The sequence below is a fragment of the Niallia circulans genome, assembly GCF_007273535.1.
GTDB lineage: Bacteria > Bacillota > Bacilli > Bacillales > Cytobacillaceae > Niallia > Niallia circulans_B.
Window position 1 is genome coordinate 1,329,714 of the sequence record NZ_RIBP01000004.1, and the last position, 12,606, is coordinate 1,342,319.

The following is a 12,606-nucleotide window of genomic DNA, read 5'->3' on the forward strand; positions in this document are numbered from 1 at the left end:
ATAAGCGATTTAGAAGGGAATCCAGAAATAAGATGAAAGCTACTAAAATGACAAAGGCATGGGCGGAGGAAATTCTCGACTGGAATTACGAGCCACCGTATGACTTTTACAACGATAATAATAAAGAAGAATCAATGAAGGAGCTGCTTGAAGCACCTTATTTTGCCGTTTTAAATGATAGTGGAAACTTGGCCGGCTTCTATTGCATTGGTTATGCTGCACAAGTGCCTTTAGGCTATCTTTTCGGCGCTTATCAGGAGGACTGCGTAGACATTGGTTTAGGCATGAAGCCTGAGCTGACTGGTAAAGGAAATGGTGGAAGCTTTATTCGGTTTGTTTTGGAGCAGGTTAAAGGGAGTAAGTCTATCCGATTAACGGTTGCTGACTTTAATGAGCGGGCAATTACTCTTTATGAAAAGGTAGGCTTCCAAAAGACATATATGTTTGCTGGGGAAGAGCTGAATTTTATTGTTATGAAAAAAGGTCCATTTAACTGAAAATTGAACGATTGTAACGGCAGGAAGAGTTTATCCATATAAACCCAATAATAAACTAGTGAAATAGAAAAAATTGGAACAAATCCCTGCTCTTCTGTTAAAATATAGGTATTGTAGCAGAGGAGGATCATAATGGAAACCGTTCATGGTAAACGAAGAAGGGCTTTCTTGCTTAGTGATATTGCTGGTGCGGGTTTTTTAGTTGTTGTTTATATGGGGTTAATCCTGTTTTTGGACAGAAATATGTATGCGTTTACTACTAATTTAGCTTATTGGGTTGTTTTTTGGTGCTGCGGGGCTCTTTGTTCCTTGTTGATTGGTCAGGTTATTTCGAGCCGTCCGAGCTGGAAGCTGCCTGTATATATAGCTGTATTCGCTGTGTTTTTTCTGCTTCTCCAGCAAACACATTCCATTGCTCTTACGGGGCTGTATGGTGCGATTTGTACCTTGCTCCTTTATTTTGGAAAATATTTAGCTAAGAACATCAAGACTTTTAAAATAAGCTTTTGTGTTATTCCGCTGGTTTTGCTGCTTTTTCTATTCCTTCTTCCAGATACAACAGTAAAAAAAGAATGGAATGAAGTTGTTGGCCAAAATTCCTATTCTGCTTATTTTTTATATTTTAATGGAGAAAAGGAAATACCAGTTGAAGCAAAGGCAGGAGAGGAGCTGCGTGTGAAAGTACAGGTGCAAAATGAAAATGGCGGTGGCTACAGCTATTATATTGTTGATGGTCAAAACAGAACCCTTTCACAATTACAGGAAGAAAGTAGGGAGCTGAAGCTTAATATCGAGAAGACTGGAACATATACAATCGTATTGAAAGGGAACGGTTTACGCGGCGGTTTTGATGTAGAATGGCAGCAGCGCCAGCAAGATACGTAATGAACAAAAGGAAACTGTTGATCATAACTCTCCTTCTGCTTTGCGTCGTGGTATTTTCCTATTATCAAAATAACAGGCTGTCGATAAGCAGCTTTACCATTACATCAGAAGAATTAACTGGTAATGGCTTAAAAATCATTCAACTATCTGATTTGCACAGCAAGGAATTCGGAAAAAATCAGCATCGGCTAGTTACTAAAGTAAAAGCATTAAGTCCTGATATCATTGCCTTTACCGGTGATATTATTGATAAGGATAAATATGATGAAAAGACAGTGCTATCCTTGCTTAAGCAGCTTGAGGAAATAGCGCCAACCTATTATGTCACAGGCAATCATGAATATTGGTCAGGAAAATATGACCAATTGGAAAAGGTTATCAAGTCAACTGGTGTTATCATTTTACATAATCAGAAGGAGAAGCTTGAGTTGAACGGAACAACGTTTTTCCTCGCAGGTATTGATGACCCAGCCATAAGCAGTGAAGCAACGGCAGTAACTGTTGAGACAGAGCTGGCAAAAACCTTAGAGAGTGTGAAAGAGCAGGAATTTGTTGTGCTGCTGTCACATCGGCCTGAGCTTTTTTCCGTCTATGCTAAACATAATATTGATCTTGTTCTTTCAGGGCATGCTCACGGCGGCCAGATTAGAATTCCATTTGTGGGTGGTTTGGTTGCACCTGACCAAGGCTTTTTACCAGAGTTCTCAGCAGGTAAATATGAACAAGACGGTACAGCAATGATTGTCAATCGCGGACTTGGGAACAGTATTATTCCGCAGAGGGTGTTCAATACTCCAGAAATTGTTGAGATTACTATTAAAGGGAAAAAATAGACAGAAGGATGCGGATAGCCGCATTCTTTTTTTATGCCGTTGACATTTTACACATAATTACATAGAATAAAAACAAACAAATTTAAGTTTTGTTTATAAAAATACAAACTTTTAATCGGAGTGTTTGTTATGAACGAGGATATTTTTAGTAATGCATCACTTGAGGAATTGAAAAAAGGCTATAAAGAGGATACGGATGCCTTTGTGTGCCTGTTATGTGGTGAAGTAATTGAAAAAGGAATTATTTATCCTTATCAAGAGGTGTTATACGAGGCAGAAAGATATATGAAGCTTCATATGGAAAGAAACCATCAATCTGTGTTTGATTATTTAATCGGTCTTGATAAGAAAATTACTGGTTTGACCGAGCATCAAAGCAATCTGTTGGGCTTGTTTTATCAAGGGAAAAGCGATGTGGAGGTACAAAAGGAACTGGAAATTGGCAGTGCCTCGACGATTCGTCATCATCGGTTTGTGTTAAAGGAAAAGGAAAGACAGGCAAAAACGTTTCTTGCTTTAATGGAGCTGTTAAAGGAAAAGGATAATCATGCACCAAGCTTCATACCAGTCCATAAGACGGCAAAAATGGTAGATGACCGTTATAACATTACAGAGGAAGAGCAGGAGAAAACAGTCCGCAAGTATTTTGAGGACCAGCTGGAAGCCAGGCTGAAGAAATTCCCGTTAAAGGAAAAGCAGCGCCTTATTATTTTGCGAGAAATTATTAAACATATAGACAATGACAAGACCTACAGCGAAAAGGCATTAAATGATATTTTGAAGCCAATTTATGAAGATTATGTTCTAATCCGCAGATTAATGATCGAGTACGGTTTTATCGACAGAAAAGATGACGGAAGCGAGTATTGGGTTAAAAAATAAATAAGCAGGTGAATGAAATGGACAGAAAAAAGGAATTGAAGCAGCTTTATAAGGAAACGCCGATTGAGGCAGGTATTTACCTTATTAAAAATACTGTAAACGGCAAGCTGTTTGTCGGCAGCACCCGGAATCTCAAAACATTAAATGGGGTGAAATTCAGCTTGGAAAACGGTGGGCACATGAACAAAGAGCTCATTGCAGAGTGGAAGCAGTTTGGAAAGGACATATTCACTTTTGAGGTATTGGAGGTTTTAAAGAAAAAGGACGATCCTTATTTTAATGAAAAAGAAGAATTAGGAAAGCTTGAGGAAAAGTGGCTCGAGGAGCTGCAGCCATTTGGTGAACGAGGCTATAATTAAGAAGGATAGGTATCAAATCTATCCTTCTTAATGTTGCGATAGTATGTAGGGAACAGAATGTTGTACTGGCAATGCTCCCCGCTGTTCCGCAGTCATAAATAGATATTGCTCTGCTGCTTGAACATCCATCCAAGTAATTGCGTCGATTTCATCAGGCTGCTGAATCTCCATTTTTCCACCGATGATGTTGCCGTTAAAGGTGAAAAAGACTGTATGATGGCCTCTGTCTGGAAAGAATTTCTCTGTTATGGTGGTGATGCCACAAGTCTCTATTTCTAATCCTGTTTCTTCCTTCACCTCACGGATTGCTGCAGCGGCAAGTGTTTCGCCCTGTTCAACCGCCCCTCCAGGCAGTGTCCAATAGGAACCATTACTGCCAATGTTTCGAACCATAACAATACGCTTCTTCTCTTCATCAAACAGCTGCACATACACAACATCGACTCGCTTCATTTATAAAAACCTCCTTAACTAATTTATTATCACTCTTTCAGATTACGATACATACGGCAAAAGAGAAAGGTGGAATGATACAATATATGGTAACGGAGCTGTTGTATTTGTCCCCAGAAATATCTATCAAACGATAGGAGCATTTTTTGTACTTTGTTTCTATCACATTAATCCTTCGTTTGCTGCCCTTAGTGGAGAGCTTTATTGCTAATATTCTCGCTAAAATAATAATTGGACTGCTGCTCGTTTTTATTATTTTGCAAGTATTAGCTAGAAATCAAAACTGGACGATAAAGCTCAAAGCATGGTGTGAAAGGTATAAAATCAGCTTGCCAGTTTTATATATTGTTTATATTGGCATCTATTTTGTAATTAGTGTCTTTATTTAAACGATAGTCAGGAAGGGAAAAACGGAAAAAAGCAGAATCAAATAAGAGAGATGAAAAAAGGAGTGACAGGAATGAAACCAGCAATTACCGATTACCCAGAGTACTATCAAAATTACGTTAGTCTAGTGCCTAAAGGAGATATTATTCAAATCATAGAAAGTCAGCTTGAGGAAACAAAGAGTCTACTTGCCGGCATAACCAAAGAGCAGGCTGACTTTCGATATGCGGAAGGGAAATGGAGTGTTTTAGAGGTTGTCGGCCATGTGATGGATACGGAAAGAATTATGAACTATCGCATTTTACGAATGGCAAGAGGCGATCAAACACCGCTTTCCGGGTATGATGATGAAATGTATGTGGAAGCGTCCCTCTTTTCAAGCAGAACAATTGCAGACCTTTTGGCAGAATGGACGATTGTGAGAGCTGCAACTGTTGCCTTGCTTAAAGGGTTACCTAAGGATGCTTGGGAAAGAACAGGATTTGCCAATAATGGTGAATTTACCGTCAACTCTATCGCCTATATTATTGCAGGCCATGAGCGCCACCATGCAGGGCTATTGAAGTCGAGATATTTGCTTGAAGCTTAAATAATGGGTTATTGAAACAGCACAGGGACTGGAGTCAATTCAGTCCTTTTTTAATTTCTAAATCGAAGCTGCCGATGATTGCCATAGAAATATTCCGCTTTTGTGATGGATGTGGACATAATAAAATAAAAGGAGCAAGAGAAGGAGGTTTTTATAATGAAGGCATTATGCTTTATGCAATTTGGACCGAAGGAAGTGTTAAAGCTGATGGAGGTGCCAGATCCAATCGTCCAAGAACACGAGATAATAGTTCGAACAAAAGCAATAGGCGTTAATTATGCAGATATATACAGAAGGAAAGGCAATTATCATCTTGAAGGAGAGCCGCCGTACATTCTTGGTTATGAAGGGGCCGGAGTTGTGGAAGCAGTTGGTGCTGGAGTAAAGGATATTAGCGTTGGTGACCGGATTGCTTTTGCAGATGTTCCTTATGCCAATGCTGAATTAGTAGCAGTTCCTGCCGATAAAGCGATTCCTGTTCCTGCTGATATTACTTTTGAAGAAGCGGCAGCAGTTTTGCTCCAAGGGTTAACAGCACAGTATTTGTCTGCAGACAGCTTTACTGTGAAACAAGGAGACTTCGTGGTTGTTCATTCAGCCGCTGGCGGTGTTGGACAGCTGCTTGTGCAATTGGCAAAGCTTAAAGGCGCGGTAGTTATTGCGATTGCTTCGACATCAGAGAAGGCGGCAGCAGCAAAAGCGGCAGGAGCAGACCACACATTAACATATGAAGGAGACTGGATTGCTGCAGTTAAGAAGCTGACAGAAAAAACAGGCGCAGATGTTGTTTATGATGCTGTTGGGGCAACATTAATGCAGAGCTTTGAGGCAGCAAAAACAGGCGGGACGGTCGTATTTTACGGGATGGCTGGAGGAGATCCGCCATTGATTGATCCGCGTATGCTCATGGATACAAGCAAAACGCTAACAGGTGGAGATTTGTGGAATGTTCTTCAAACAAGAGCAGACAGAATCAGCCGTTCTGGCGAACTGTTTCAGCTAATGGCAGCAAATCGGCTCCTGCTCCCGCATATAACTACTTTTCCGTTAAGCGAGGGACAAGCTGCTCATGGTCTATTGGAAAGCAGACAAAACATCGGAAAAATAATCCTCCTGCCGTAAGGGCTGGAGGATAACGATTAGCTATTAATCCAAATAAAGCACACCACCAGCTGACACAGTAAATCCAGTTGTTCTGTAAAAGTTGGCATTATGCTCATCAAAGGAAACAGTCAAAATACCTAATCCAAAGCTTTTTGCCTCTTCAATCAAAGTCTTCACGAGCTCTACGCCAATTCCTTGTTTTTGCCTGCTTGGGTGAACGATAATATCCTCTAAATATCCATGCTCAAGTCCCATTCCACAAACATAGCCGAAAGCGATTAGCTTGCCAGCTTCATCCCTGGCTCCTGCCCAGAAATTACATCTTTCAAACAGGGCAGGGTAATCCTTGTCCCGTCTGCCCCAGCCGACAGCCTCCCGTAAATCTGGGACTTCATTATCTTGAATCGGAAGATTGACCATTATTCGCACGAGCAATTCCCTCCATAATGTTTATAAATAACTGCTATAAAGCTATTATAAAGGAATAAATATAGGCAACCGACTATTTTTTTGCAAAAAAAGAATCTTTATGAAGGTACATTCGTATAGTTACATCATGAGAGTGGGGTGATAAGTATGGGAAAAACAAAAACAGTTATGACAGGCATTTTATCAACGGCTGTCCTAATTGGGATTACAGGCTGCAGCAGCAGCGGGACAGCGACAGGCAATTCAAACAGCAATAGTGATATCCCGCCAGTTCCAGATGATACGAACTGTACAAATTGGGAATGGGATGATGATGATGGCGTTTGGGAATGTGAGGACAGCAATTCCCGCTACTACGGCCATTATTTTTATGGCGGCAAATATTATAATTCCAAGTCCTCCTTGTTGAAGAATACAAGCTACAAGAAGCAACAGCAATCAAGCAGCCCCAGTTCGAGTGTGAGCGGCGGCAGTGACTCAACAAACAAAAGCAGCGGCTTCGGCAGCGGGAAGAAGAGCTACGGAGGCTAATAAATGTTAGGAAGGAAGTGTAAAAGTGAACTTATATCTTAATTTCGGTTCTTATTTAGGAGTAGCAATCTTGCTGCTTGTCATCGGTATTCTGTTATTTATGTTAAGTACGCCAAAAATAAACGAAATGAGGCTTATCGCTGAAAAAAACGTCAGTGCAGCACTTTTGCTTGGCGGTAAGGTGATTGGACTTGCGATTGTATTAGGAGCGGCAGCTGAATATTCTGTTTCACTTATAGATATGGCAATCTGGGGAGCAATCGGAATTGTTTCGCAAATTATCGTATTTGTGTTGGCAGAGGTGGTGACAATCCGCTTTAGCATCAGCAATGCTATTAAAGAAGATAACCGGGCAGTTGGTGTGATGCTGTTTTCGTTGTCACTTGCGATCGGCTGGATTGTGGCAAAATGTCTGTCCTATTAATGAGGGAGATGTAGAATGAAGAAACTGACGTATTTTATAGACAAAGGGAATGGCCAATATGATCCATTTTATGAATATGATGTTCGGGATGTCGGTGTTGATGAGCTGTATGCACGGCAATTATGCACATACCTCATCCTAAGAGGACAGCAATATGAGCTTGTTTCCAATGAGATGGATGGCAATGAAGAGATACTCGTTATCGAGGATAGAGGCAGAAATGTATCGGTTCTTGATGAAAAGAGCTACAGAGGCCAAGGTATTCATATAGAGTTCAGGAACCATCGTGAAACAGATAACTACAAGCTATTATCTCATATCCCGATTGCAAGCCACTTTGAGGTAATCCGCTATTTATTGAAGGATATCATTGATGTGCCTGCTGTTGGCCAAATGGAGGTAACATCAACAGAAATTGATGAGGACAGAGGCGTTTATGTCCTGTACGTAAAGGACTTGGAGGAGGAGTAAGGATGGATCGCCATATAATAGACAGAAGGCGCTTCTATTCACAGATAGACAGCTTTTGGGCAGACCTTTACGGGGAGGAGTATGCCCTTTACGATGTGCACTTGTTAGAAAGAGGAGAGGTCGAAAAGATTCGTCTTATCAGTGAAAGGGTTGGCTATATTTTCTTCAAGGCTTGGAGGCTTTTGAAGGAGGTACCAGACAGGACATTCCGGGAAATGGGCTTCCCAGAAGAGGTGTTTTCCTTCCTGCGCCTTGACACGATGGAACAGGCCAGCGTCATTTCAAGGCTGGATTTAATTCCTTATAACGGCAGCTATAAATGCATTGAAATCAATGCAGATACGCCAACCTTTATCAAGGAGCTGTTTTCCATTAATGCCAAGGTTTGTGCTGAGTTCAAGGTGGAAAATCCAAATGCAGGTATGGAGGAGGCGCTAAGGAATGCTGTGCGCACTGCGATAAAAGCAGCAGCGAAAATAAGTGGCAAGGCAAGCCCGACTGTTGCCTTTACTGCTCATGATGACAATATTGAAGACAAGGAAACGATTCTTTATTTACAGGAATTATCAGAGACGCTTGGAACATACATACCGCTGCATATGCTGCAAATTGAAAGAGGCAAAGGGCTGTTTGATGTGGCTGGAAATCAGATTGATATACTGTACAGACAAACCTTTCCGATTGAAAACCTTATCCTTGATGAGGATGAGGAGGAAAATAAAATCGGTATGTGGCTGTTAGAGTTAGTTGAGGAAGGAAAGCTGTCCATTATCAATCCTCCGTCTGCATTTCTCCTGCAAAACAAGGCAGTTCAAGCAGTGATTTGGAGCCTTCATGAGCAACAGCACGCCTTCTTTACAGAAGCTGAGCATCAGTGGATAGAAAATTACTTGTTACCAACCTATTTAGAACCTGATCCATTTATAGAACAAAACACAGCTTATGTGAAAAAACCGGCATTTGGCAGAGAAGGAGACACTGTTGAAATCTACAAAGGAAGCGGCAAGCTATCAGCCGCAGACCCGCAGCAATCATATACCGACTTCCTGCCAGTCTACCAACAATACGTCGAGCATCCAAAAGCACCAATCCAAACAGAAAAAGGCAAGCAAGAAGCAAATCTCCTCGTCGGCAGCTTCCTACTCAATGGAAAACCATCAGCCATCGGACTCCGAGCTGGAGGGACAATAACGAATAACTTGTCTTATTATTTGCCTGTTGGAGTACGTTGATTAAGTGGAATACTGGATAATAAGGAAAGAGAATGTGACATAAATTTATAACATTGATTGAAACCAAACTATTTAGTGTTTATGGATTAATAGTTTGGTTTTTGTGTTTTTACGGTTTATATACAATAATTAAAAACCTTAGTGGAATGGAGCGGAGAACACTCGACTCCAGCTTCCTCCCCGCGGAAAGCGCGAGGACGAGCGCGCAATGAAACGAACTAATTTTGTAACCATATTCTATTTATATCCCGAAGCTCCATTGTTTCAAAGTTAGCTGTAATTATTATTTATTATTCGGATTTATAAAAACTATCATTTGTTTTGTCCCATTGTCATTACTAATGTTATTTTAAATAAAAAATAATATTATCCTTATCTTGTTGGCTAAGATCAGAAACTGTATCTATATAGGACAGCCATTCCTCCTCCAGCTCTGTCAAAGACTTATGTAACACAGAAGATACAGAAGCTTCCAAGTCCTCCGTATTATAAATTTTGAACAGCTCTTCAAAAGAGTATTGATTAATGATGAATTGTACAAAGGAACCTGCTTCTACATAACTAATCCAAGTTTTATAACTCGTTTGAGTGTTACCTTCAATACTGAAATAATTCATGGCCGTTTCGGGATTACCCAGTTTACTTAGACTAATGACCTCTTGTTTCCCCATAAGATATTTGACAATTTTATCAGGATTAACAGAGTTATTGGGAAAAACACTTTTATCTGGTTCTAAATAAAACTGCAAAAAAACAGCCAAACCCTCTTGTGTAAGAAAACCATAATTACCATAAAACTCATTGTTATTGCTGTTTCCAAACCCAAATAACGTATGTGAAAGCTCATGTACTAATAAATAATTATCACTATACATGTTGTATAATACAACTTTGTTCTTTTGAGCATAGCTAATTAAATTACTTTTATTAAGCTCAATCAGTATTTTCTTTGGTGGAGTATAAGTCGGGGAGTCATTTAACTCCATCATTTTTTTATAGACTATTTTTAATTCATCTGTAAGTTTATTGATTTTATTAGAGCTTAATCCACTGTTAATGATTACAAACTTCCTGTTTTCATCATTCACGCTTATGTTCAGCTCTCTTTGTTCAATTAGTCCATCTTCATTATATGTATCGCTTACAGCTTCCGTTTGTCTATTAACAAGTAATAAGGCGGTCATTATTAATGAAATAAGTAATATAATGACTAAACTTCTTTTAAATATGCTGTTCTTCATCTTCAACAATTTAATCCTTACCTCTTATGTTTATTTTGATATATATAATCATTTGATTTTGCAGAATAATAGTTAGTTATTCCTCCAATAATTAATATGGCAAAAGACCCTATTCCAAAACCAATTTGATATTTACCAACAATAATAAATCCAACCGTACTAATGATTAATAATGTAATCAAAATAATGAAAAAAACCTTAAGTTTATTCAAGCGAATTCCCTCTCAACAAGTTATTTTGACAATCAATATATATAATATTAACATAAATGTCAAAAAATTAGAAATTAACGAAAAATAATCTCTGCTGATAATGATTGAATAATTAATATTTTGAAATAGTAAATAGGTAGAATGCTTTATTTTGTGATTTTGAATACTATTATTAGAAATCTAAGTGGAATGGAGCGGATATTTCTTTATAGTTGACTTAATACTTTTACTTGAAATAGTTTTTCATCTACAGGTAATTGTTAGTGAAACTACCACTCTTTATTAATAATAATATTGTCCTATATTGTTGTGGAAAATTAGAAATTGATATCTATATAGTATAACCAATCCTATCTAACTCTGATAAAAACTTGTTTAGTATATAGTAAATAGAAAATTTCAATTTTAAATGAATTAGGTGAATATGTTTAGGTTATGAAACAATGTGACTTTTTCTACATTTATGACACACAATTGTACCATTGTCTAAATTTGTCGAAATAACTAAATAATTGACTAAATATTGTATAGTAGGAATTAAACAAATATGTAAGGGGTGGTTATAAAAAAGTTACAAAGTATGAATTAGAAACACAAGAGATGAATGTTGTTCAGTCTGTGTATGTTGTTGAAAAAAATAATATTAAGCACAATTTCTTACCCTAAATATTACAAGGAAGTGATATTTTGAAAAGAACGAGTTTCTTAAAGAAAGTGACAATATTAACCGTGTCTACATTAATCTTCACCTCAATATCTCCAATTAGCAGTTTAGCAAGTACCCCATCCTATGTTGAATCAGAACTAACAGACGTAAAATTTAACACTGAGTTAAATCAAGATATGCTGAATGAACAAGAGAAAAAAGAGATTGTAGAAGAAAATCCTTTAGATAATAAAGTTTTATCTGATGAGTTTGATCTTGTAAAAGAAACTGAAAATACTCCGTCTTTACAAGAAATGACCAGTGAAGAAGAGAAATTGTTTTATGAAATAGTAGATGAGCAAGTTCAACTAGCAGGAATAACTAATCCAAATGATCAAACAATATTTAAAGATACTTTGATTAACTTTTTTAATGAAGACTCCGAAAGCTATAATAATTTGGAGAAAGCTCAGTTGCAATTAGAAGAGAGTATTATAAAAAGTGTTGATGAAAATGAGAAATCTAATCTGGTTTCTTTCTTACAAAATGCTACAATTTCAACTTTTGGAGTAGAAACAGCAAGTGCTTTATCTAATCCTTTTAAAGGAAAAATTAAAGTAAGTGTCAAACTTGCAGGAGCTACCTTTAATACTATTCTTGGGATTGCTATCGGAGGAGGCGCGGGGCTTATACAATCATATATTATTAAAAAGGGGAAAAATGAGGCTAAGAAGCTGTTTACCAAAACAGTTGTTAGCCGATTAAAAGCTTGGGGTGCACCTAAACTAGCGACTGTAGTAGGTGTTTCTGTAATAACTGCTTTAAATTATTTAGATGTTGGGACTGCTATTGCTAAGGAAATAGATAAAAGAGATTCTAAGAAGAAAAGTGGATATATCGAAATTTATTAATATATATGGAGGTGTAATTTACTAATGAAAAAAATGATTGGTGTATTCATTGTAATAGTATGGATTACAATATTCTATTACCTTTTCAACATGATAATGCCTAAAGGTATATTATACGTTATTATTGCATTTCCGACTGTATTATTCACCTCCATCTATATACTAAGAAAATTTCAAATAAAAATTTAGAACCAAGTCTAATACTTTTTACTAAAGGTTACTGCATTTACTTAAGAGTTTTATAGATATGGAATAGAACTAAGAGGAAAAGACTCAAATGATTAATTACAACAGGAGATTAGGACAACATTTAAGTGTAGGTTAAAACTGAACTATTTTATCGATTATCGATTAATAGTTCAGTTTTTTTGTGTTCGACTTTAATACATTAATTAAAAACCTTAGTGGAATGGAGCGGAGAACACTCGACTCCAGCGGGAAATAGAGGAAAGGATGAGACCCCGCAGGCGAAGACGGGGAGGCTCATCTTCCTTCCCGCGGAAAGCGAGTGGGCGAGCGC

Annotated in this window: 17 protein-coding genes; 13 read left to right on the forward strand and 4 right to left on the reverse strand. The window is 38.0% G+C overall.

What is annotated here, in order from left to right:
• Nucleotides 1-32: 32 nt before the first annotated feature.
• The 5 genes from CEQ21_RS14560 (at nucleotide 33) to CEQ21_RS14580 (ending at nucleotide 3,456) form a co-directional block, all read left to right on the forward strand.
• A complete protein-coding gene (locus CEQ21_RS14560) occupies nucleotides 33-497 on the forward strand; it encodes a GNAT family N-acetyltransferase (RefSeq protein ID WP_235907257.1) in 465 nt (154 codons plus the stop codon).
• A gap of 132 nt (nucleotides 498-629) precedes the next feature.
• Entirely contained in the window at nucleotides 630-1,382 is a 753-nt protein-coding gene (locus CEQ21_RS14565) for a hypothetical protein (RefSeq protein WP_185765142.1), read from the forward strand.
• Entirely contained in the window at nucleotides 1,382-2,215 is an 834-nt protein-coding gene (locus CEQ21_RS14570; protein ID WP_185765143.1) for a metallophosphoesterase, read from the forward strand. The genes CEQ21_RS14565 and CEQ21_RS14570 overlap by 1 nt, the downstream gene beginning before the upstream one ends.
• Before the next feature lie 129 nt (nucleotides 2,216-2,344).
• Nucleotides 2,345-3,097, forward strand: a complete 753-nt coding sequence (locus tag CEQ21_RS14575; protein ID WP_185765144.1) for a DUF2087 domain-containing protein — start codon at nucleotides 2,345-2,347, stop codon at nucleotides 3,095-3,097.
• 17 nt (nucleotides 3,098-3,114) lie between these two features.
• Nucleotides 3,115-3,456, forward strand: coding sequence for a GIY-YIG nuclease family protein (locus CEQ21_RS14580; RefSeq protein WP_185765145.1), 342 nt, complete (start codon nucleotides 3,115-3,117; stop codon nucleotides 3,454-3,456).
• Nucleotides 3,457-3,483: 27 nt separating this feature from the next.
• On the opposite strand, the gene CEQ21_RS14585 is transcribed toward CEQ21_RS14580, so the two are convergent.
• Nucleotides 3,484-3,909, reverse strand: a complete 426-nt coding sequence (locus CEQ21_RS14585) for an NUDIX hydrolase (protein ID WP_185765146.1) — start codon at nucleotides 3,907-3,909, stop codon at nucleotides 3,484-3,486.
• Nucleotides 3,910-4,055: 146 nt separating this feature from the next.
• On the opposite strand from CEQ21_RS14585, the gene CEQ21_RS14590 reads away from it, so the two are divergent.
• The 3 genes from CEQ21_RS14590 (at nucleotide 4,056) to CEQ21_RS14600 (ending at nucleotide 6,007) form a co-directional block, all read left to right on the forward strand.
• Nucleotides 4,056-4,298, forward strand: a complete 243-nt coding sequence (locus CEQ21_RS14590) for a hypothetical protein (RefSeq protein WP_185765147.1) — start codon at nucleotides 4,056-4,058, stop codon at nucleotides 4,296-4,298.
• A gap of 71 nt (nucleotides 4,299-4,369) precedes the next feature.
• Complete coding sequence (locus CEQ21_RS14595) at nucleotides 4,370-4,885, forward strand: DinB family protein (protein ID WP_185765148.1); 516 nt, start codon at nucleotides 4,370-4,372, stop codon at nucleotides 4,883-4,885.
• A 156-nt stretch (nucleotides 4,886-5,041) separates the two neighbouring features.
• Entirely contained in the window at nucleotides 5,042-6,007 is a 966-nt protein-coding gene (locus CEQ21_RS14600; protein ID WP_185765149.1) for a quinone oxidoreductase family protein, read from the forward strand.
• 24 nt (nucleotides 6,008-6,031) lie between these two features.
• Here CEQ21_RS14600 and CEQ21_RS14605 read toward each other — a convergent pair whose 3' ends face one another.
• Nucleotides 6,032-6,409: a GNAT family N-acetyltransferase gene (locus tag CEQ21_RS14605; protein ID WP_328593501.1), complete on the reverse strand. Its 378-nt coding sequence runs from the start codon at nucleotides 6,407-6,409 to the stop codon at nucleotides 6,032-6,034.
• 156 nt (nucleotides 6,410-6,565) lie between these two features.
• On the opposite strand from CEQ21_RS14605, the gene CEQ21_RS14610 reads away from it, so the two are divergent.
• The 4 genes from CEQ21_RS14610 to CEQ21_RS14625 are packed head-to-tail and all read left to right on the forward strand — an operon-like array spanning nucleotide 6,566 to nucleotide 9,076.
• Nucleotides 6,566-6,949, forward strand: coding sequence for an aminotransferase yhxA (locus tag CEQ21_RS14610; RefSeq protein ID WP_235907258.1), 384 nt, complete (start codon nucleotides 6,566-6,568; stop codon nucleotides 6,947-6,949).
• A gap of 25 nt (nucleotides 6,950-6,974) precedes the next feature.
• Nucleotides 6,975-7,373, forward strand: coding sequence for a DUF350 domain-containing protein (locus CEQ21_RS14615; RefSeq protein WP_127739056.1), 399 nt, complete (start codon nucleotides 6,975-6,977; stop codon nucleotides 7,371-7,373).
• 15 nt (nucleotides 7,374-7,388) lie between these two features.
• Nucleotides 7,389-7,844 (forward strand): RNA helicase, encoded by a 456-nt coding sequence (locus tag CEQ21_RS14620; protein WP_185765151.1) that lies wholly within the window; start codon nucleotides 7,389-7,391, stop codon nucleotides 7,842-7,844.
• Nucleotides 7,845-7,846: 2 nt separating this feature from the next.
• Nucleotides 7,847-9,076, forward strand: a complete 1,230-nt coding sequence (locus CEQ21_RS14625; RefSeq protein ID WP_185765152.1) for a glutathionylspermidine synthase family protein — start codon at nucleotides 7,847-7,849, stop codon at nucleotides 9,074-9,076.
• A gap of 344 nt (nucleotides 9,077-9,420) precedes the next feature.
• Here CEQ21_RS14625 and CEQ21_RS14630 read toward each other — a convergent pair whose 3' ends face one another.
• A complete protein-coding gene (locus tag CEQ21_RS14630; protein ID WP_185765153.1) occupies nucleotides 9,421-10,326 on the reverse strand; it encodes a gluzincin family metallopeptidase in 906 nt (301 codons plus the stop codon).
• A gap of 8 nt (nucleotides 10,327-10,334) precedes the next feature.
• On the reverse strand, nucleotides 10,335-10,529 hold the full coding sequence (locus tag CEQ21_RS14635; protein WP_127739061.1) for a hypothetical protein: 195 nt from the start codon (nucleotides 10,527-10,529) through the stop codon (nucleotides 10,335-10,337).
• Nucleotides 10,530-11,216: 687 nt separating this feature from the next.
• On the opposite strand from CEQ21_RS14635, the gene CEQ21_RS14640 reads away from it, so the two are divergent.
• Nucleotides 11,217-12,086 carry a hypothetical protein gene (locus CEQ21_RS14640; RefSeq protein ID WP_185765154.1) on the forward strand — a complete coding sequence of 290 codons (870 nt, stop codon included), beginning with the start codon at nucleotides 11,217-11,219 and terminating at the stop codon, nucleotides 12,084-12,086.
• Nucleotides 12,087-12,606 lie beyond the last annotated feature (520 nt).